The 18,947-nt window shown below is 70.3% G+C and carries 17 protein-coding genes and 1 pseudogene; 6 read left to right on the top strand and 12 right to left on the bottom strand.

The window, feature by feature from the left end; all coding sequences use genetic code 11:
- Positions 1-12: 12 nt before the first annotated feature.
- Complete coding sequence (locus OG432_RS15155; protein ID WP_328311467.1) at positions 13-789, bottom strand: TetR/AcrR family transcriptional regulator; 777 nt, start codon at positions 787-789, stop codon at positions 13-15.
- 141 nt (positions 790-930) lie between these two features.
- Here OG432_RS15155 and OG432_RS15150 point away from each other — a divergent pair, with 141 nt between their 5' ends.
- The gene (locus OG432_RS15150) at positions 931-2,055 is read left to right on the top strand and encodes an FAD-dependent oxidoreductase (protein WP_328311466.1); all 1,125 of its coding nucleotides are present in this window, start codon (positions 931-933) and stop codon (positions 2,053-2,055) included.
- A gap of 233 nt (positions 2,056-2,288) precedes the next feature.
- Here OG432_RS15150 and OG432_RS15145 read toward each other — a convergent pair whose 3' ends face one another.
- The 7 genes and pseudogenes from OG432_RS15145 to OG432_RS15115 all read right to left on the bottom strand — a co-directional run bounded on the left by OG432_RS15145 (position 2,289) and on the right by OG432_RS15115 (position 8,466).
- Positions 2,289-3,173: an aminoglycoside phosphotransferase family protein gene (locus OG432_RS15145; RefSeq protein WP_328311465.1), complete on the bottom strand. Its 885-nt coding sequence runs from the start codon at positions 3,171-3,173 to the stop codon at positions 2,289-2,291.
- Between the two features lie 117 nt (positions 3,174-3,290).
- A pseudogene (locus OG432_RS15140) lies at positions 3,291-3,398 on the bottom strand (SDR family NAD(P)-dependent oxidoreductase); the annotation flags it as partial.
- A gap of 11 nt (positions 3,399-3,409) precedes the next feature.
- Positions 3,410-3,913 carry a hypothetical protein gene (locus OG432_RS15135; protein ID WP_328311464.1) on the bottom strand — a complete coding sequence of 168 codons (504 nt, stop codon included), beginning with the start codon at positions 3,911-3,913 and terminating at the stop codon, positions 3,410-3,412.
- Positions 3,910-4,368 carry a DUF6228 family protein gene (locus tag OG432_RS15130; RefSeq protein ID WP_328311463.1) on the bottom strand — a complete coding sequence of 153 codons (459 nt, stop codon included), beginning with the start codon at positions 4,366-4,368 and terminating at the stop codon, positions 3,910-3,912. The genes OG432_RS15135 and OG432_RS15130 overlap by 4 nt, the downstream gene beginning before the upstream one ends.
- A gap of 33 nt (positions 4,369-4,401) precedes the next feature.
- Positions 4,402-4,866 (bottom strand): DUF2199 domain-containing protein, encoded by a 465-nt coding sequence (locus OG432_RS15125; RefSeq protein ID WP_328315116.1) that lies wholly within the window; start codon positions 4,864-4,866, stop codon positions 4,402-4,404.
- A gap of 444 nt (positions 4,867-5,310) precedes the next feature.
- On the bottom strand, positions 5,311-6,996 hold the full coding sequence (locus OG432_RS15120; protein ID WP_328311462.1) for a hypothetical protein: 1,686 nt from the start codon (positions 6,994-6,996) through the stop codon (positions 5,311-5,313).
- A 204-nt stretch (positions 6,997-7,200) separates the two neighbouring features.
- The gene (locus OG432_RS15115) at positions 7,201-8,466 is read right to left on the bottom strand and encodes a DNA sulfur modification protein DndB (protein WP_328311461.1); all 1,266 of its coding nucleotides are present in this window, start codon (positions 8,464-8,466) and stop codon (positions 7,201-7,203) included.
- 402 nt (positions 8,467-8,868) lie between these two features.
- On the opposite strand from OG432_RS15115, the gene OG432_RS15110 reads away from it, so the two are divergent.
- The 3 genes from OG432_RS15110 (at position 8,869) to OG432_RS15100 (ending at position 10,467) form a co-directional block, all read left to right on the top strand.
- Entirely contained in the window at positions 8,869-9,282 is a 414-nt protein-coding gene (locus tag OG432_RS15110; protein WP_328311460.1) for a helix-turn-helix domain-containing protein, read from the top strand.
- A gap of 22 nt (positions 9,283-9,304) precedes the next feature.
- The gene (locus OG432_RS15105) at positions 9,305-9,949 is read left to right on the top strand and encodes a hypothetical protein (RefSeq protein ID WP_328311459.1); all 645 of its coding nucleotides are present in this window, start codon (positions 9,305-9,307) and stop codon (positions 9,947-9,949) included.
- Positions 9,950-10,122: 173 nt separating this feature from the next.
- Positions 10,123-10,467: a DUF2516 family protein gene (locus OG432_RS15100; RefSeq protein WP_328311458.1), complete on the top strand. Its 345-nt coding sequence runs from the start codon at positions 10,123-10,125 to the stop codon at positions 10,465-10,467.
- Between the two features lie 118 nt (positions 10,468-10,585).
- On the opposite strand, the gene OG432_RS15095 is transcribed toward OG432_RS15100, so the two are convergent.
- The 3 genes from OG432_RS15095 to OG432_RS15085 all read right to left on the bottom strand — a co-directional run bounded on the left by OG432_RS15095 (position 10,586) and on the right by OG432_RS15085 (position 14,411).
- Positions 10,586-11,833 (bottom strand): PP2C family protein-serine/threonine phosphatase, encoded by a 1,248-nt coding sequence (locus OG432_RS15095; protein ID WP_328311457.1) that lies wholly within the window; start codon positions 11,831-11,833, stop codon positions 10,586-10,588.
- Positions 11,834-12,124: 291 nt separating this feature from the next.
- On the bottom strand, positions 12,125-13,201 hold the full coding sequence (locus tag OG432_RS15090) for a C40 family peptidase (protein WP_328311456.1): 1,077 nt from the start codon (positions 13,199-13,201) through the stop codon (positions 12,125-12,127).
- Between the two features lie 412 nt (positions 13,202-13,613).
- Positions 13,614-14,411 carry a class I SAM-dependent methyltransferase gene (locus OG432_RS15085; protein ID WP_328311455.1) on the bottom strand — a complete coding sequence of 266 codons (798 nt, stop codon included), beginning with the start codon at positions 14,409-14,411 and terminating at the stop codon, positions 13,614-13,616.
- Positions 14,412-14,739: 328 nt separating this feature from the next.
- On the opposite strand from OG432_RS15085, the gene mshA reads away from it, so the two are divergent.
- On the top strand, positions 14,740-16,083 hold the full coding sequence (gene mshA, locus OG432_RS15080) for a D-inositol-3-phosphate glycosyltransferase (RefSeq protein ID WP_328311454.1): 1,344 nt from the start codon (positions 14,740-14,742) through the stop codon (positions 16,081-16,083).
- An 85-nt stretch (positions 16,084-16,168) separates the two neighbouring features.
- A complete protein-coding gene (locus tag OG432_RS15075) occupies positions 16,169-16,657 on the top strand; it encodes a YbjN domain-containing protein (protein ID WP_328311453.1) in 489 nt (162 codons plus the stop codon).
- 756 nt (positions 16,658-17,413) lie between these two features.
- Here OG432_RS15075 and OG432_RS15070 read toward each other — a convergent pair.
- The gene (locus tag OG432_RS15070; protein WP_328311452.1) at positions 17,414-18,766 is read right to left on the bottom strand and encodes an MDR family MFS transporter; all 1,353 of its coding nucleotides are present in this window, start codon (positions 18,764-18,766) and stop codon (positions 17,414-17,416) included.
- Positions 18,767-18,947 lie beyond the last annotated feature (181 nt).

Raw genomic sequence — 18,947 nt, 5'->3', positions numbered from 1 at the left:
AGTGCAGGGCGCCTAGTACAAGGGGGACTCCGGGTTCTGGGGGAGTCTGGCCGCCACCGCGTCGAGGACCCAGTCGAGGCCGGTCGTGAAGGACGTCTCGGCGTCCACGTCCGTGGCGTCGTGCACCGCCCTGGCCAGCGCGGGGAAGCGGCCGGTGGCCAGCATTCTCGTCACATGCGGGCCGGAGGCGCGCTGCCACTCGGGCTCGGAAAGACCCGTGGCGCGCTCGGCCCGCAGGCCCGCGATCTCACGCCTGATCGCGCCGGTGACGTAGGCGCTGACGGTTTCCACCGCGCGCATGACCGTGTCGACGTCGGCGAGGCCGTCGAGGGCGGCCAGTTTGGCCTCGGTGACGGCGAGGCCGTTGGGGCCGAGGGCCGGGCGACCACCGAGCAGGTCGGCCAGCCAGTGGTGACGGAGGGCGGCCCGCCTGGTGCGATGGGCGAGGGTGCGCAGCGCCTCCCGCCAGTGGCCGGGCCGCTCCTCGGGCTGCTTCCCGGTCCGGTTCCGGGTCTGCTCCTCGGTCCGGTTCCGGGCCTGCTCCTCGGGGACGATCTCGGGGAGGATCTCGGCCTGGACCTCGTCCGCCATGAGGTCGAGCAGTTCCGCCTTGGTGGCGATGAACCCGTACAGCCGCATCGGGCCGGCGTTCAGCCGGGCGGCGACCTTGCGCAACGACACCGCGTCGAGTCCGCCGTCGTCGGCCAGTGCGATGGCGGCCGCGACGATCCGCTCCCGGTCGAGCGGCACGGGGCGCGCCGGCGGCTCCGGCCGGTCCCAGACGGTCATGGTCCACCGTTCCGTTCTGTTCGGTCGTTTCTGTGCTGTGCTGTGCTGTTCTGTCCGGTCGCTGCGCTGCGCTGCGGCTGCGCCGCTGTCCTGCTGCCGTCCCTTGCGGGGTGACGCCGCGCGGAAATACAGTGTATCGACATGAGACATCGTATCGCTGTGGTCGGGGGCGGCCCCGCAGGCCTCACCCTTGCCCGTGTCCTGCTCCGCCACGGCCACTTGGTGGATGTCCTCGAACGCGATCCCGCCCCGGACGCGCGTCCCTCGGGCGGCACCCTCGACCTGCACGAAGGGCTGGGCCAGCTCGCGCTGGACAAGGCGGGGCTGCTCGCGGAGTTCCGGGCGCTGTCCCGCCCCGAGGGGCAGGCCATGCGCGTCCTGGCCCCGGACGGAACCGTCCTGCGCGACTGGCTGCCCGGCCCGGACGAGACGGCCAACCCGGAGATCGACCGAGGGCGCCTTCGTGACCTGCTGCTCGGCCCGCTCGACGTGCAATGGGGTCGGGGGGTGACGCGGGTGGTGCCGGGCGGCCGGGACGGCGTACGGGTGATGTTCGAGGACGGGCGGCAGGCGGCGTACGACCTCGTGGTCGGTGCGGACGGCGCCTGGTCGCGGACCCGCCCGGCGGTGTCGCCGGTGACGCCGCACTACACCGGCGTCACCTCGGTCGAGACCTCCCTCGACGACGTCGACACCCGCCACCCCGACCTCGCCCGCCTGATCGGTGACGGCTCGATGGGTGTGTACGGCGAGAACCGGAACCTCGTCGCCCAGCGCAACAGCGGCGGCCACGTGAAGGTCAACGCACAGTTCCGCGCGCCCCGGGACTGGCCGGCGGACCTGGGCCTGGACCTGGGCGACGCCGAGGCCGTGCGATCGAGCCTGCTGGCCCTGTTCGACGGCTGGGCCGCGCCCGTCCTCGACCTCCTGCGCCGCGGCACCGCCTTCCTCCACCGGCCCCTCTACGCCCTGCCCGTCGGTCACACCTGGACCCATGTCCCCGGCGTGACGCTCCTGGGCGACGCCGCCCATCTGATGCCTCCGCTGGGGGCGGGCGCGAACCTCGCGATGCTGGAGGGCGCCGAGCTCGCCGAGACGATCGCCTCCGGTCCCGCGGACCTGGATCAGGCCGTCCGCGCCTTCGAGGACCGGATGTGTACGCGGGCCGCCCGATGGTCGAAGATCACGACGGCCGGCCTGGACCGCCTGGTGAGCCCGGACCCCGCCCAAGCCCTCGCCGTGTTCGACCGGGTCCAGCCGTCCTGACCGCGCACGGGCACGCGACGACGCGTGTCACCCGACCGCGTCGACCGCCGCGACCCCGTGTGCCGCCCACCCGCTCAGGGGGAGCAACGTGGACACCGGCCGGAACGTGAGCACCCCTCGCTTGCCCGAAGCCTGGACCAGTGGAGCCTCGACCGGTTGTTCCTGTCTCCGCCGAGTCCGGGTATGTCACGGCGCGGTGCAACGGTGGGTACGTCTCCGTGCCCCTCGCCGCGTCATCCGGCCGGATCTGCGAGGACCTCGGATACGGCGCGGTGTCCCAGCTCGGCCATGGCGGGGTTGGTGTGACGGTAGTAATCGATCCCGCTGACGAAGGTGAGTGCCCAGCCTCGTCCGCGTGCCCAGGCGGCGTCGTCGAATTCTCCCGCCGCGCGGAAGGCTTCCCGCGACTCCGCACTGAGCACCGTCCAGGCCGCCATGGCATCGCAGGCCGGATCGCCCACGCCGGCGGTGCCGAAGTCGATCACCGCACGGAGCCGACCGTCGTTGACGAGGATGTTGCCGGGGATGAGATCGCCGTGTGTCCACTGGGGTGGTCCGTCCCACTCCGGCTGATCGAGGGCTCGTTCCCAGGCGGAGAGGAGGGCGGAGGCGTCCACGTCGTCCGCCGCCTTGGCGGTCCACTCCCGCACGGAGGCGTCGCGGGTGCGCAGGGACACGCTCCGGTAGCCGGAACGGGCCCCCGTGGTCTCGGTCTTGCGCAGTGCTGTGACGAACTCGCCGAGGTCTCTGGCGAGCCGGCCTCCGTCCGGCGCCTCGTCCGGCCTGGTGGCAGGGTGCGAGCCTTCGATCCAGCGGCTGAGCGCCCACGGGAAGGGATACCCGTGTCCCGGCTGCCCCACGGCGATCGGTTCGGGCACCAAAGCAGGCAGGGACGGGGCCAGCCGTGGCAACCAGCGCTGTTCGAACTCCACTTGGCCGACAGCGTCCTGCATCCGGGGCAACCGGACCACGAGCTCGTCGCCCAGCCGGTAAATGGCGTTCTCGGTGCCCGCGGATTCCACCGGACCGATGGGCAGATCCGCCCATTGCGGGAATTGGTGTGTGAGAAGTTGCCGCACCAACGCGGCGTCGGTCGGAATCTCGTTCTCGTGCATCATCGGTCCGAGACCCTAGCGAGACGGTCGGCGGCGGGACACCGATTTTTTGCCGGGCTCTGCCGGGCTCAGCCGGGGGCCGGGGAAGACCGGACGTGGCAGTGTCGCGGCGTCGAGAGGTCAGACGCGGAGCAGGTCGGTCGAGACTGCCCAAAGGCGCTCGGCGGCAGCGGGATCGAGTGCCCATTCCTTGACACCGTGCGGATGGTGCGCGAGGTCGGCGTCGTGGCTGGCCTGGCTCATTCAACCTGAGCAGCGGCCGGCTGCGGCTGTGTGTCGTCGCTGCGGTGGTGGGCGTGCCAGAGGCGTCTGAGGGCCTCGAGCTCGGTTCGTGGGAAATGTTCGCCCCACTTGCCCCGATAGCCGCTCTCGCCGTAGGTCTGCGCGACCTCATCGAAGCAGCGGATCATGGCGCGGGCGAGCTGGTCGATGCCGAGCTGGCCGGACCAGATCTCGGTCCCCTTGTTGTCGTGATCGCCGCCGTGACGCAGTTCCAGTACGCGGGTCCAGGTGTCCGCGCCTTCGCGGTAGAAGATCCACCGATACGCGGTCGGTTCGGCCTCGAACTGGGCGCGGGTCTCCGCCTCGCCCGCAACGAGCCGGGCCACCGCGGTCAGGAACTCCTCGGGCGCACTGGTGAGGCAGGACGCGGTGAGCTCGACCTTCGCCTGGTGATCTTCAAGGGTGCAGCTGGCCCACCCGGAGCCCGCCGGCGTCCAGGTGATGCGCAGGACGGATGTCACTGGTGCTCCTCGGCGAGGAAGGCCCGAACATCGGCCGCCAGGGAAGTCATCTGCTCGCCGGCCTCCAGCCAGGTCGTCACCGAGGCACCCCAGCCGTCGGCGGCCTGTGGCCAGGGTCGCACGGCCCAGGTCAGCCCAACGTGGCCGCCGGAACGGAAGACGGCCGACACTGTCAGGTCCCGGTCGTTGGTCTGCCAGCTCCGTTCGCCGTCCCATCCCCGGTAGTCCGCGGCGAGCGCCTCCAGGAACGTGGTGAGATCGCTGTCCCAGATCCAGGCGACGACCTCGTCGACGCGAGCGGTCAGGCCCGGGGCCCGCAGCTCGACGGCATAGTGCACGGAGTCCGCGTCGAAGCTGAACCGGTCGCAGAAGGCCACGCCGACGGAGGCGTTGACCTGGCAGCGGATGGTCACGCTGGGCGCTTCGTCGGTGTCGTCGTCCGGTGTGGTGGTCATGGGCGGAACGCTAGGTGAGCAGCCCGTTCGACGTCACTTGGATTCGCTGTCGGTGGGGTGGAGAACGGCTTCGGCGATCACACGGACGCGCTCCAGGGTGATGCCGTTCCGCTGTTCAACTGCGAGAGGGTGGTCGGTCGGCTCCAGCTCGATGAAGGGACGCTGCCCGATGGGGCGGGTGTGGACGCGGGTCTTCAGGTTGATGGTGCTGGGCGAGTAGAGGAAGAGGTCGCTGGACAGCCACCCGAAGTACGGCTCCTCGGCTTCCCGCCCCGCGGTGTCCCAAAGGTCTGCGGATCGGGCGAAGTTGTCCCTGCTCAGGGAGACCCATGCGGCCCAGGAGAACACCTCGTCGCTGCCGATGATCGGTATCTCGACCAGACCCTTGACGAAGTAGTGCTGCGCCTTGATCACGCACTGATCCGAAGAGAGAAGGCAGTCCGCAGAGTCGGCGAAGCTCGGTTCCCAGACATGGGGGGCGGTGGCCGAGTAGTTCATCGCTGGCTCGGCGTGGTGACTGCCACAGCACGAGCAGGTGAATCCGGGGTTGCTGGTCATGAGCGGAGCCTAATGATCAGCTCCGATGCAGCTGACGCCACTGCCGTCTCGGCACTGAACGCTCTCAGCCCGGAACGAGCGCGGATTGCCATGACGCGGAGGCTGTCGAGGTCACCGAAAGGCGATCGATTGGAGACCTCGACTCATACGAGCGCCAACACCGCTGGTAGCCACAGGAATTGATTGGGCAGCCAGCTCAGCCCCTATGCGTTCGGCCGCATGACTGACGCATGCTTCGGACATCCATGGCCAGCCGCGATCCATGACTCGCCCGATCCCGATCCCCATTGCATCGACCTCGACGCATACGTTCGGATGACGGAGGCGGGGCCCAGTACATCATCGACCTTCGCGCTCTGAGCGCGTTGATCTTCATGCCCCGTGTCAGTTGGTCTTCGTGTTGGTCAGGTGGGGGCCGACGTAACCAACGATCACCTTTCCGGTGGCACCCTTCGTGTCGTCCATGAAGTAGATCCTCGGCGATGTGCTTCCCTTGGAGTCGAGTTTCAGATGGGCCTGCATTTCCGTGCGTCCCGAGGAGTCCACCTCCAAGGGGACAGCGAAGATCCTCTCCGCGCCCCACCTGCTCATTGTCGTGTCGGACTCGACGGCAGCCAGCTGCTTGAGCGGCCAGTTCACCGCCCCTGGACGGTCCGACGTGCAGTGCTGGTAGAAACCGCCGTTGAACCCCTGACCGGCTGCATGCGCATAGGAGTCCAGCGCCCTCAAGGCGTTCCATGCCTTCGCCGCCCACACGCGGGCCCGCTCCGCGTCATCCAGTTCCAGGGCCCTGCTCTTGTCAGCGGTGACCTGAACGCCATCGAAGGTCTCCAGCCGCTCCCACAGCTCCTCGAACGAGTCCGGAACGCCGGGAGGCGGCTCCAGGACGACGGTGTCGTCATAGCGGCCTACGTCACGAAGGCGCCGTCGCAGGATGTCTGCCTCCGCCCGCGCCCGCTCGACGTCGTCCAGCGCCCGCAAGGCCTCCTCCATATCCCCGTCTGCCCGTTCCACGGCCGCGTGCAGCTGCTCCTCCAGGGAGGCTGCGGTCCGGGCCGACAGGTCGGCGGTGCGTGCTGCTTCCTTCAACTCCTCATCGGCCTGGGCCAGCAGGGCCCTGAGCTCCTCGACGTCCTTGCGTACCCCCACCAATTCCTCGGAGGGCCGTGCGGATGTCAGAGCGGCCTGTCGCTCCTCGCGCTGACGCCGGCCCACGTCATCCGGGAAGGAGAGCGTGCGCAGTGCCTCGGGCACCGGGGCCTCGGTAGAAAGGCGCTGGACAGTACGCGCGAGCCCGAACCACGCCCGATCCTGGGTATCGCTCATCCGAGCCACGGTCAAGAAACGGTGACGAGAGGCATCCTTCGGCCACGCCGGATCCACCTCGGTCAAAAACGTACGTACGGCTCCCGGGGCGACGCGGTGGTACTCGCCGATCGCCTCGCGGAATGCATCGACGGCTTCGGTGTCTGCAAGGGCATACAGCGAGGCCGCACCGGCGCATTGCAGCATCGCCTGCCGCAGTCGAGTCGACCACAGCGCATTGGGACGGAGAGGCTGGGCTGCCACGATCACCGGCATGCGGCGTGAGGGGTCACAGAGCACGTCGATCAACGGGCCCACGCCCTCCGCGTCCACACCCTGGGGCTCCAGGGTCAGCCTCGCCGGTCCATCCGTGGGCCCCAGATCCTGGACGAGGTTGCGAACCAGGCCAGGTCTACCAGGAGCCAGCTGCGCGTTCCCGTTGGGGAAAACCTCCAGGCCGACTGTGAGCAATGCGGAGAGGTCCTCGAACGCGACGGCGGTTATCGTCGTCCGCCACGTGGCCTCGGCCTTGTCCTCTCGCAGCTGGAGGCGTATCGCGTGTTCGGAGCCGTCTGCCAGGTAGGCAGCATGGTTGGTCAACACCGAGACCTCATCGAGGTGATGATGCCCGGACGTCAGCGGGGCGCTGCCGAACTTTCCAGTAAGCCACTGCGCACTGATGCGGCGAACTGCTTGGAAGGGGTTCTCCGCGCTCGGAACGGTGAGGATCGTTCGATGCGCGAGCGGATTGCTGCTCAAGTCCATGACAGCTCTTCACGTGAGTGCCCGCCAAGGGCGCTGGGGTGGATTTCATAGTGGGCGCGGTCTACTCGTTCGGTAGTCCGGCGAGGCTCAGGAGCCGCGTACGACAGCGTCCGGATGCTCCAACATGTCGTTGCCGGCGGCGACGCGTATCACGACGGGCGCCGTTCCCAGCGCAGGAGGCGCCGCCCATGGTCCTGCGATCGGCTACAGAGCGGCAGGAGCCTTCTTGTACCAGCCGGTGACCACACCAACGAGGTGCACGATGTTCTGGGTCCGCATGATGGGCGCGGCGGCGTTCGGCTCAAAGTCCACGTTTACCTCGGTGGTACGCCAGATGCTGTTCTCGGCAACTGGCGCGGACATGTGCGGGTTGAGGCGCTTGAAGAACTCGGTGATGTCGTCGAGTTCCGCCGGGTTGTCCCCCGCGCGCAGCTCGCGAAACACCCCGCCCAGGACGCGCAGCATGCCCACCGAGCCGAGCAGTGAGTTCCGGCGAAGCTTCTGCGACATGGTCAGCTCGTCGGCCTGGCGATCCGCCTCTGGGTCGTCCTCGGTTATGGCAGCGAGATCGGCGAAGGCGTTGGAGATGACATCGAGGAAGTCCTTGACCTGTTCGATGACCTCGCCGTCGGTCAGGGTCTGCTCAGCCTTCTTACTGATCCGACCGCCGGCACCGGCGATGACGGCACGGGTGATGTCGGCAACGTGCTTGGCGCCCATCAGGTTTGGGTTCTTCAGGGTCATACGGTCCTGCTCGGCGTCGACCCTTCCCTTCAGCAGCGGGTGGTCGATGACGTCGGACAGGGTGCGGTTGGCGACCTTGTAGCTGTCGAACCGGGCACGGACGGCGCTGCTGATGCCCTTGGCGTTGTCGGCAACGTCAACGAACATTTGCTGGGCCTTGATCGGGTCTAGCTCGACGTAGATGTCCAGGCCGATGTACTCGGCCTTCAGTCGGTTCATCTGGCTGATGAGCCGCTCCCGTTCTGCCTCTAGCTTTGCGGATTTCTCCGGGCTGAGCCTGCGCGCCATCTCACGGTCGACGGCGGAGATGGCGTCGGTGATGCGCTGCTTCTCGATCGAGACGCCGAGCACGCGGTGCTGGCCGTCGATGGTGCGCAGAGAGGAGATGCCACCGATGGCCCACGGGACCGTGAGGTAGCCGACAGCGCCGTGTTCGTCCACCTTCTCGAAGGTGCAGCCCCCGCCGTCGCGCGCCAAGAGAGCGGGGGCAACCCAGTCCTGCTTGGCGTCCAGGTACTCACCGAAGTGCTTGGCGTGAAGACGATCGACCTTCCGGTTGTCCTTGTCGACGTTGTTCGGGTCAGGGACGGGTAGGAGGGTGGGGAGGTCGAGAAGCGGGACGCGCGTGCTGTAGACGACGCGGCCCCCCTGAGGCGTTTTGATCGCCAGGTAGGTGCTGGAGTCCTGCGGCTTGGACAGACGCAGTGGGTCAACGTTGATGCTCACTACAGCCCCTGATCGAGTCGACTGCGCTTCATGACATCGTTCAACTCATCGAAATTATCAGGCAGTTACCTGTCACGCTGAATAAGTTCTTAATTTCCGGAGCAAGTTGGAGATCGACTCTGCGTATGTCCAGCTACTCCAGTACGTGTTGCTCGCTCCGCTCCGTTGGGGCCATCTACGTGCAGGCGCCGTGGTGCAGAGGCCTGTTACTCGCGGTCCGATCCTCAAGGCGGTAGCCGGCAGAGCGCGCTCAGAGGGGTGTCGCGGACGCGAGTCGTAGGGACGGTCGCCCTGCTCAAGTGGAATCGGAGCGCTCAGTCACAGCGGCGCGGGAACGTGGCGTGGCACACTTTTGCAAGCGGGTGCTTGCAAAAGTTAGCGCGGGTGGTGCAGTCTCGGGGCATGGCATCGCTCAACGTCGGCAATCTCGGCGAGTTCCTGCGCGAGCAGCGGCGCACCGCGCAGCTGTCGCTGCGGCAGCTCGCCGATGCCGCCGGGGTGTCCAATCCGTATCTGAGTCAGATCGAGCGCGGGCTGCGCAAGCCGAGCGCGGACATTCTGCAGCAGCTCGCGAAGGCGCTGCGGATCTCCGCCGAGACGCTGTACGTGCAGGCCGGGATTCTCGACGAGAGGTCTCCCGAGGCCGCGGAGACGCGGAGCGTCATTCTCGCCGACCCCTCGCTCAACGAACGTCAGAAGCAGGTTCTGCTCCAGATCTACGGGTCCTTCCGCAAGGAGAACGGGCTCGACGACACGACGGACACCGACGGCGCAGCCGACGGCAGCGATGCCGACCACCCTCAAGCGAGCAACTGAGCACTGATCCGGGAGGACAGACATGGCCATCACCGATGACCTGCGCAAGACCCTCACCGACCCCACCCCCCTCTACTTCCTCGCCGGGACGGCGGACCTCGCGGGGCAGCAGGCCAAGAAGGTTCCGGCCCTGATCGAGAAGATCCAGTCCGAGGCGCCCGAGCGCATCGAGGCCGTGCGCCGCACCGACCCGAAGGCCGTGCAGGAGAAGGCGACCGCGCGCGCCAAGGAGGTCCAGGCCGCCGTCACCACCCGCGCCAACGAGTTCCTCGGCGCGCTCGACGGCGACTTCAAGAAGCTGGGGGAGAGTGCCCAGGACCTGGCCCTGCGCGGCGTCGGCGTCCTCGCCGAGTACGCGGTGAAGGCGCGCGAGGGCTACGACTCCGTGGCCGAGCACGGCCAGGACGTCGTCAAGCAGTGGCGCGGCGAGGCCGCCGACGAGATCGTCGAGATCGCCGGCGCCGTCGAGCCCACGAGCGACGCCCCGGCCGCGACGGACGAGCCCCGGGTCAAGGACGTGACCCCGGCCACGACCGAGACCGCCGGAACGGGCGCCCCGGCGGGCGCCGCGGCCACGGCCGGTGCGACGGACACCCCCGTCGCCAAGAAGGCCGCCCCGCGCAAGACCACGGCGAAGCCGAAGACCGCGTCCAAGTCCGCGGAATAGGCGGACCGGGCGCGGTGGGTGCGACGGACGCAGCCGCCGGGCCGGGACCGGATGCCGGGGCGGGCACCTTCGCGGTGCTCGCCCCGTTGTCCTAGTACCTTGGCCGCGAGGCGCGCTCCACCCCCACGACCCGACAGACCATTCCCAGCAGGACTCACTAGGCGGTGCACGGCATGTTGCTCACGGGATTCAGCCTTCTCACTTCGCTGCTCTATCTCGCGATGCTCGTCATCGCCGTGGTGGCGCTGGTCTTCGCCGCCATCGCCCGCGAGGACGCGTACCGCGCGGCGAGCAAGCAGACCAAGCCCTTCTGGCTGATCATCCTCGGCATCACCGTCGTGGTGAACCTGTTCGTGCCGATGCTCTTCCTGCAGCTCGCCGGGCTCGTCGCCTCGATCGTGTTCATGGTCGACGTGCGCCCCGCGCTCCGGCAGGTCTCCGGCGGCGGCCGGGGCGGTCGTCGCGGCGGCGGCTCCAGCAGCGACGGGCCGTACGGGCCGTACAACGGCGGTCGCTGACCCTCGGACGCCCGGGTGCCTCCGGTGCCTCGGAGCGTCTCGGCGCCCCGGATGCTCAGCCGCTCACACGCCCGCACGCTCGTGCGCCGCCGGTCCCGCCGGGGGCGCACGGCTGGTCTCAGGCCCGCCGCTCCTCGGGGCGCTTGCGTTCCAGGAGGAGTACCGCCACGTCGTCCGTCAGCTCGCCGCCGTTGAGTTCACGGGCCCGGGTGACCGCCGCTTCGAGCAGCGCGTCGCCGCGCAGCCCGGACGCCAGCTGACTATTGATCATCTCCAGCATTCCGTCCTGTCCGAGGCGCTGGCTGCCGTCGCCGGTACGCCCCTCGATCAGGCCGTCGGTGTACATCAACAGGCCCCATTCCCGGCCCAGTTCGACCTGGCGGCGCGGCCAGCGGGCGCGCGGCAGCAGGCCGAGGGCCGGGCCGCTGTTCTCGTACGGGAGCAGCTGGGCGCGGCCGTTCAGGGCGATCAGCGGCGAGGGGTGGCCGGCCAGGCAGAGGCCGGCCCTGCGGCCGTCGGGTGCGATGTCGACCGTGCACAGCGTCGCGAATATTTCCTCGCTGTCGCGCTCGTGCTCCAGGACCTCCTGCAGGGTGGAGAGCAGCTCGTCGCCGCAGAGCCCCGCCAGTGTCAACGCCCGCCAGGCGATGCGGAGTTCGACCCCGAGGGCCGCCTCGTCCGGACCGTGGCCGCAGACGTCGCCGATCATCGCGTGGACGGTTCCGTCGGGCGTGCGCACCGTGTCGTAGAAGTCGCCACCGAGCAGGGCGCGGGAACGGCCGGGGCGGTAGCGGGCCGCGAAGCGCAGGTCCGAGCCGTCGAGCAGCGGCGTCGGCAGGAGCCCGCGCTCCAGCCGGGCGTTCTCCTGCGCGCGCAGCCGCGACTCGGCCAGCTTGTACTGGGCCGTGTCCGCGCGCTTGCGCTCCACCGCGTACCGGATGGCACGGCTCAGCAGCCTGCCGTCCAGCTCGTCGCGGAAGAGGTAGTCCTGCGCGCCGACCCGGACCGCCTCCGCCGCGCGTTCCGCGTGCGTGGACGGGGTGAGGGCGAGCACGGCGTGGCGCGGGGCCAGGTGGAGCAGGTGGCGCAGGGCCGCGAGCTCGTCGTCGGGGTCGCGGCCGGGCAGTGCGAGATCCAGGAGTATGCAGTGGATGTCGTCGGTGAGCAGCCGCTCGGCCTCGGTGAGATTGCGGGCGGTACGGATGCGGACCCGGGTGCCGGCCTCGTCGAGCAGTTCGTGCACGGTGAAGGTGCCCGCGGGGTCGTCCTCGATGACCAGCAGGTTGAGCGGACTGTCGGCGCTGCCCGTCTGGGCCTCCGGGGCGGCTCGCTGGTGCGGTACGGGTACGTGCTGGGATGCGGGCATCGTCGGTTCCGGATTCCTTCCCTCCCCCCGAGGGCGCGGAGGGACGCCGGTCGGCGCCCCACCAGCCGGGACCCTAGCGTCATCGACCGGTGCGGCGGAATGGTGATGGGTCGTTCATCACTAGCAGTCGGTTGGCATATGCCGCATGCCCGATTTGTCGGGGCCCCAGGAAGTTGCGGGGTGCCCGTACCGCCGGTAGCGCGGTGGCCGTAGGACGGCCGGGCTGTGCCCGTGCCGCCGCCCGGACCCTGCCCGCCCGGACGCCGCCGAGGTGCGCGGGCGGGCAGGCGCCTACTTGTCCGGCCGGACGACGCCGAGTATCGGCATGGTGCCCGCTCCGGTGATCGTCACGGTCCGGCCGGGGCGGGGGGAGTGCACGATCGCCCCGTCACCGATGTACATGCCGACGTGGCTGGCGTCGGCGAAGTAGATGACGAGGTCGCCGGGGCGCATGTCCTTGACCGCGACGTGCGGCAGCTGGGCCCACTGCTCCTGCGAGGTGCGCGGTATCCCGCGGCCGGCCGCGATCCAGGCCTGGGAGGTCAGCCCCGAGCAGTCGAACGTGTCGGGACCGGCCGCGCCCCACACGTACCGCTTGCCGATCTGGTCGGTCGCGAACTTCACGGCCTTCTTGCCCTGCTCGCTCGCGTCGGTGCTGATGTCCTTCAGGACGCCCGTGCTCAGCCAGGCCGTCTGCGCGTCGAACTCCTTCTTGCGCTCGAGGTCGGCCAGGCGCTGACGCTCCTGCTCCTTCAGGTCGGACTGGAGCTTCTCGGCCGCCGCGATCTTCTCGGTGATGGCCTTCGTCGCGGCTTCCTTCTTGACCCGGTTGGCCTCCAGGTTCTTCCACTGCTCGGTGGCGTCCTTGCTGTAGGCCGTCAAGTCGGCCTGGGTTCTGTTCAGTTCACCGAGCAGGCCCTGGGCGGCCTGCTGGCCCTGGCGCAGCAGATCGGCGCCGTTCAGGAAGCCGTCGGGGTCGCCGCTGAGCATCAGCTGCGCGCCGGGCGGCAGGCCGCCGTTGCGGTACTGCATCCGCGCGGTGGCGCCCGCCTGGTCCTTCAGGCGCTTGATCTTCTCCTGACCCTTCACCGTCTCCTGGGCCAGCTTCACGATCTGAGCGGACTGCGCCTTGGTCTGTTCCTCGGCGAGGTTGTACGCGTCGGTGGCGACGGCCGCCTGCCGGTACAGGTCGTCGATCTGCTTCCCCACCTCTTCCAGGGTCTGGGGGGCACCGGACGCCGGGGCCGGCGCGGTGGCCGACGGGGTCGGCTTCGGCGACGGATCGGCGAACGCCGTTCCCGGCGCGGCCCATGCGGTCAACGCACCCACCAAGGCGATCGCGGCCGCCAAGCGGCGCTTCTTCGACACTGAGAACTCCCCCTCCAGCCAACTGCGGACCCCACCGGAACACCGGGCACTCCAGATGTGATTTACCGTCAGTAACATCACACCGATGGCAGCGATGCTGCCACGACCCCGGCCAAAACGACAGAGGTGCCGGGCGCCGGACGGGGCACGCCCCCTTGCCCGTTCCTCCGTTCCTCCGCCCGTACGCCCCGACACGACTCGTCCGTTCCGTCCCGTCTGACGAACCGCGAGCGCCACGCGTTCCGCGGGCCACGGGAGTTCACCCGTTGGACGACGACGACAAGACGACGACGCGACGACGACACGACGACGAGACGAGACGCGACGACAAGGCGAGACGCGACGACGACAGGAGGTGCGGAGGGCGCGTGAGGCGTCCTCGCCTACGCGCGCAAACCGGATCGAGCCCGCCTCAACGAGGCGCGAGCGCCGCCCAGTTCACCGTGACCTCGCCCTGCCGCCAGCGCCGTACGCTGTCGGTGACGGGCCAGTCGGCGGACACATCCCGCACGGACGCGATCCACCGCTGCCGCGCGCCGAGCGAGGCGTATGGGGCGGCCGCCGCCCACGCCCGGTCGAAGTCGCGCAGGAACGCGTGTACGGGCTCGCCCGGCACATTGCGGTGGATCAGCGCCTTCGGCAGCCGTTCGGCCAGGTCGGAAGGGCGGGCGAGGGAGCCGAGCCGGGTCGCGAAGGTCACCGTGCGCGGGCCGGAGGGGCCGAGCGCGACCCATACGTGGCGGCGCCCGATCTCGTCGCAGGTGCCCTCGACCAGCAGCCCGCCGGGCGCGAGCCGCGCACAGAGCCGGGCCCAGACGGCGGCCACCTCGCCCTCGTCGTACTGGCGCAGGACGTTCGCCGCGCGGATCAGCATCGGGGGCTCGGCCAGCGGGACCTCGAAGCCGCCGTGGCGGAAGGTGAGGCCCTCGCGCTCGTACGGCTTGGCGGCGGCGACGCGGGCGGGCTCGATCTCGATGCCGGTCACCGAGACGGCCGGCGCGGCGGTGCGCAGCCGCTGCAACAGCTCCACGGCGGTCCAGGGGGCGGCCCCGTACCCGAGGTCGACGGCGAGCGGGGCATCCGCGCGGCGCAGCGCCGCCCCGTGCGCGTCGGCGATCCAGCGGTCCATGCGGCGCAGCCGGTTCGGATTGGTGGTGCCGCGGGTGACGGTGCCGACGGGGCGCTTCGCGGGCGGGGCGGGTGGAGCCATAGGACGAGGGTAGGCGCCGGCCGGCCCCGCCCCGGGCGGGCGAACCGTGCCTGCCGTGCCGCCCCGGGCGGGGTGAACCGTGTCCGCCGTGCCGCCCCGGACGGGGCGAACCGTGTCTGCCGCGGACGCGCCGCCCCGGGCAGGGCCGAGGGCCGCTCCATACTTTCCGCGCTCCGCCGGACGCCCCGCCCGGCGTGTCCGGCAAGTTTTTGGCAAAGTGGAAATGAAAGGACGGATTCCGGTGTTCGGGGCTTTGGAGGGGCATACCCGCATGCCCATGCCCACTCCGTGCCATGAGGAAGTGCCCCGAGCCGAGGAGGGCCCCGACGTGAGCCAGTACGTGTCCCGGTTCGCCGGCACCCTGGCGGGCCCGCCCCGGCTCAGGCTGCCCGGCGGCCACCGCAAGCCCCGCCGGGTCGCGATGCTCAGCGTCCACACCTCACCGCTGCACCAGCCGGGCACCGGCGACGCGGGCGGCATGAACGTCTACATCGTCGAGCTCGCCAAGCGCCTCGCCGCGATCAACATCGAGGTCGAGATCTTCACGCGGGCCACCACGGGCGGGCTCGCGCCGACCGTGGAGATGTCGCCCGGCGTGCTGGTCCGGCACATCGACGCGGGCCCGTACGAAGGCCTCGCCAAGGAGGAGCTGCCCGCCCAGCTCTGTGCCTTCACGCACGGGGTGATGACGGCCTGGGCACGTCACAGACCCGGCTACTACGACCTGGTCCACTCCCACTACTGGCTCTCCGGCCACGTCGGCTGGCTCGCCGCGCAGCGCTGGGGCGCGCCCCTCGTCCACGCCATGCACACCATGGCCAAGGTCAAGAACGCGGCGCTCGCCGAGGGCGACACCCCCGAGCCCGCCGCGCGGGTCATCGGCGAGACGCAGATCGTGAACGCGGCGGACCGGCTGATCGCCAACACCGCCGAGGAAGCCGACGAGCTCGTCCGCTTCTACGAAGCCGACCCCGGCAAGGTCGCCGTCGTCCACCCCGGCGTGAACCTCGACCGTTTCCGCCCGGCGGACGGCCGCGCCGCGGCGCGCGACCGGCTCGGGCTGCCGCAGGACGCCTTCATTCCGCTCTTCGCGGGCCGCATACAGCCGCTCAAGGCACCTGACATCCTGCTCCGCGCGGCGGCCGAACTCCTCGACCGGGACCCGTCCCTGCGCTCGCGGATGATCGTGCCGGTCGTCGGCGGGCCCTCCGGCAGCGGCCTCGCCAAGCCGGAGGGGCTGCAGAAGCTCGCGGCCAAGCTCGGCATCAGCGACGTCGTACGGTTCAAGCCGCCGGTCGGCCAGGACCGGCTCGCGGACTGGTTCCGGGCGGCGTCCGTGCTCGTCATGCCCTCGTACAGCGAGTCGTTCGGCCTGGTCGCGATAGAGGCGCAGGCGGCCGGTACGCCGGTGGTCGCGGCGTCGGTCGGCGGCCTTCCGGTGGCGGTACGGGACGGCTCGACCGGCTTCCTCGTCCAGGGCCATGCCCCCGAGGACTACGCGACCGCCCTCCACCGCTTCGTGACGGATCCCGCGCTGGTGGAGCGCATGGGCGGCGCGGCGGCCCGGCACGCGCAGTCGTTCGGCTGGGGGACGGCGGCGTCGGCGACGGCGGACGTGTACGTGGCGGCGATGCAGGAGCACCGGCGGCGGGTGCGGTCCCACCACGGGTGAGCCCGGTCCGCCCCGGTCGCCCCGGCCCGTCCCGGTCGCCCCGGCCCGCCCCGGGCGCGAGCGGGGGTTCGCGTAGGCTCGCGGCATGGCTGACGTGCGGCAGGTCATCGAAGCGGCCCTCAAGGACGCGGAGCTCTCGTGGGAGTCCCCGGAGCCCGGCGCGTACGTGGTGACGCTGCCGGGCACCCGCAAACTTTCCACGACCTGCTCGCTGCGGGTCGGGCGGCACTCCCTCTCCGTGAACGCGTTCGTGGTGCGCCACCCGGACGAGAACGAGCCCGCCGTCCATCGCTGGCTCCTTGAGCGCAACCTCCGTCTGTACGGCGTGAGTTACGCGGTCGACAGGCTCGGCGACGTCTACCTGGCGGGCAAGCTCCCGCTCTCCTCGGTCACACCGGAGGAGCTCGACCGGCTGCTCGGGGTCGTCCTGGAGGAAGCGGACGGCTCCTTCAACACGCTTCTCGAAATGGGGTTCGCGTCCGCGATCCGGCGGGAGTACGCGTGGCGGGTGTCGCGGGGGGAGTCCACGCGGAACCTTGAGGCGTTCGGGCGCGTGACGGGGGGCGAGGGCTGAGCGGCTTCCCCGCCCGGCTGCCTGTTGCGCGGGGTTGAAGGCCCGAGCTCCCCGGGGCTGCGCCCCGGACCCTGGCGGGGACTTCGTCCCCGGGTCCCCTTTGGGGCTGCGCCCCGGACCCTGGCGGGGACTTCGTCCCCGGGTCCCCTTTGGGGCTGCGCCCCCGGGGACGTTTCCCGCCCGCCCGTTACGCGGGGTTGAAAGCCCGAGCTCCCGGGGCTGCGCCCCGGACCCGTGGGGACTTCGTCCCCTGGACCCCTCCCGGGGCTGTGCCCCGGACCCGTGGGGACTTCGTCGCCCGCACCCCTTTCGGGGCTGTGCCCCGGACCCGTGGGGACTTCGTCGCCCGCACCCCTTTCGGGGCTGTGCCCCGGACCCGTGGGGACTTCGTCGCCTGGTCCCCTCCCGGGGCTGTGCCCCGGACCCGTGGGGACTTCGTCGCCTGGTCCCCTCCCGGGGCTGTGCCCCGGACCCGTGGGGACTTCGTCGCCTGGTCCCCTCCCGGGGCTGTGCCCCGGACCCGTGGGGACTTCGTCGCCCGCACCCCTTTCGGGGCTGTGCCCCGGACCCGTGGGGACTTCGTCGCCCGCACCCCTTTCGGGGCTGTGCCCCGGACCCGTGGGGACTTCGTCGCCGGGTCCCCTCCCGGGGCTGTGCCCCCGCCCCCCCGGCGGGGACTTCGTCGCCCGCACCCCTTTCGGGGCGGCACCCCCGGCTCTCGCGGGGTCCCCTGCACCCCGCCCCCCCCGGCAGGAGTCAGACCGCGGATTCTGCCCGGTGTCCGGATACCGCCGTCCCCCCAGCCCCCGCCGCTTCCTCCGCCACGTCGCCCACTTCCGCCAACTCCTCCGTCCCCTCCGTCTCCTTCGCCTCCTCCGTAACAACAACCCGCCCCCCGGCGCCGTCCCCCGTCGACAGCCCCCGCATCAGCGCCCAGTACCCCACCGCCGTCACCGTCCCGAGCACCGCGCACGCGCCCCACAGCCAGGACGCGCCGAAGTGGTCGATCACGTAGCCCGACATCAGGGGGGCCAGCAGGGCCGCCACCGACCAGGACATCGTGTAGACGCCCTGGTAGCGGCCGCGGCCGTGGGTGGGGGAGAGGCGGACGATCAAGCCGGTCTGGGTCGGCGCGTTGACGATTTCCGCCAGCGTCCATACGCAGATCGTCAGGGCGTACACCGCGACCGAACCGGCGAACGCCGTCAGGCCGAACCCGTATCCCGCGAGCAGCGCCGAGACGATCAGCAGGTGGCGCGGGTCGCGGTGTTGGGTGTAGCGGGTGAGGGGGATCTGGAGGGCCACGATGAGGATGCCGTTGACCGCGATCGCCAGGCCGAAGTCGGAGCTGGAGAACCCGTCCGTGCCCATGGCGACCGGCAGGCCCACGTAACCCTGTTGGAAGATCAGGGAGATGAGGAAGGACAGGCCGACCACGCCCATGAAGCGGCCGTCCTTCAGGACCGTGCCGATGCCGATCCCCGGCTCCGCCACCTTCTCCGCGGCCGTGTGCTCCGGGCGCGACTCGGGCAGCTTGAGGAAGACCACGAGGGCGCACACCAGGGTCAGGGTCGCCTCGCCGAGGAAGCCCGCCAAGTAGCTGTACTGCGCGATGAAGCCCGCCGCCATCGACGAGACCGCGAAACCGAGGTTGATCGCCCAGTAGTTGAGGGAGAACGCGCGGACCCGGTCCTCGGGCTTCACGATGTCCGCCATCATCGCCTGCACCGCGGGCCGCGAGGCGTTGCTCGCCATGCCGACGAGGAAGGCGACGCCCGCGATCGCGACCGGGTCGGTCATGAAGCCGAGCAGCGCGACCGCGAAGGCCGTGGAGGTCTGGGCGATGACGAGAGTGGGGCGGCGGCCGAGCCGGTCGGTCATGATGCCGGCGCCGATGGACGAGACGACGCCGCCGAGCCCGTGCAGGGAGGCCACGAGTCCCGCGTACGAGGCCGAATAGCCCCGGTCCAGGGTCAAGTAGAGCGCCAAAAACGTGGAGACGAACGCCCCGAGGCGGTTGATGAGGGTGCTGATCCACAGCCACCAGAAGGCCCGGGGCAGCCCGGATACGGTTTCTCGTGCGGCGATCCTCAGACTGGCTACGGACATGCGGATTCCCCCCGGAACTGTGCCTCGGGCACACGGTGTGTGTAAGTGGCGCGGTAGATGATCGGAAGTTACAAGGGGGTCGCTCGCGGGGGCCACCGAATTGACGGCGTCCGTCAATCGAGACGGGCCCGGGACCTTGGTCCCCGAGCGGGCGACGGCCCCGGAACGTCGATTAGGCTCG

The organism is Streptomyces sp. NBC_00442 (genome assembly GCF_036014195.1).
In the GTDB taxonomy this organism is placed as follows: Bacteria; Actinomycetota; Actinomycetes; order Streptomycetales; family Streptomycetaceae; genus Streptomyces.
This window is presented reverse-complemented; position numbering and strand designations above follow the sequence as displayed.

Coding starts and splice junctions, on each gene's coding strand:
- OG432_RS15155 (WP_328311467.1), bottom strand. CDS start 789: ATGACCGTCTGGGACCGGCCGGAGCCGCCGGCGCGCCCCGTGCCGCTC.
- OG432_RS15150 (WP_328311466.1), top strand. CDS start 931: ATGAGACATCGTATCGCTGTGGTCGGGGGCGGCCCCGCAGGCCTCACC.
- OG432_RS15145 (WP_328311465.1), bottom strand. CDS start 3,173: ATGATGCACGAGAACGAGATTCCGACCGACGCCGCGTTGGTGCGGCAA.
- OG432_RS15130 (WP_328311463.1), bottom strand. CDS start 4,368: ATGACCACCACACCGGACGACGACACCGACGAAGCGCCCAGCGTGACC.
- OG432_RS15125 (WP_328315116.1), bottom strand. CDS start 4,866: ATGAACTACTCGGCCACCGCCCCCCATGTCTGGGAACCGAGCTTCGCC.
- OG432_RS15120 (WP_328311462.1), bottom strand. CDS start 6,996: ATGGACTTGAGCAGCAATCCGCTCGCGCATCGAACGATCCTCACCGTT.
- OG432_RS15110 (WP_328311460.1), top strand. CDS start 8,869: ATGGCATCGCTCAACGTCGGCAATCTCGGCGAGTTCCTGCGCGAGCAG.
- OG432_RS15105 (WP_328311459.1), top strand. CDS start 9,305: ATGGCCATCACCGATGACCTGCGCAAGACCCTCACCGACCCCACCCCC.
- OG432_RS15100 (WP_328311458.1), top strand. CDS start 10,123: ATGTTGCTCACGGGATTCAGCCTTCTCACTTCGCTGCTCTATCTCGCG.
- OG432_RS15095 (WP_328311457.1), bottom strand. CDS start 11,833: ATGCCCGCATCCCAGCACGTACCCGTACCGCACCAGCGAGCCGCCCCG.
- OG432_RS15085 (WP_328311455.1), bottom strand. CDS start 14,411: ATGGCTCCACCCGCCCCGCCCGCGAAGCGCCCCGTCGGCACCGTCACC.
- OG432_RS15075 (WP_328311453.1), top strand. CDS start 16,169: ATGGCTGACGTGCGGCAGGTCATCGAAGCGGCCCTCAAGGACGCGGAG.
- OG432_RS15070 (WP_328311452.1), bottom strand. CDS start 18,766: ATGTCCGTAGCCAGTCTGAGGATCGCCGCACGAGAAACCGTATCCGGG.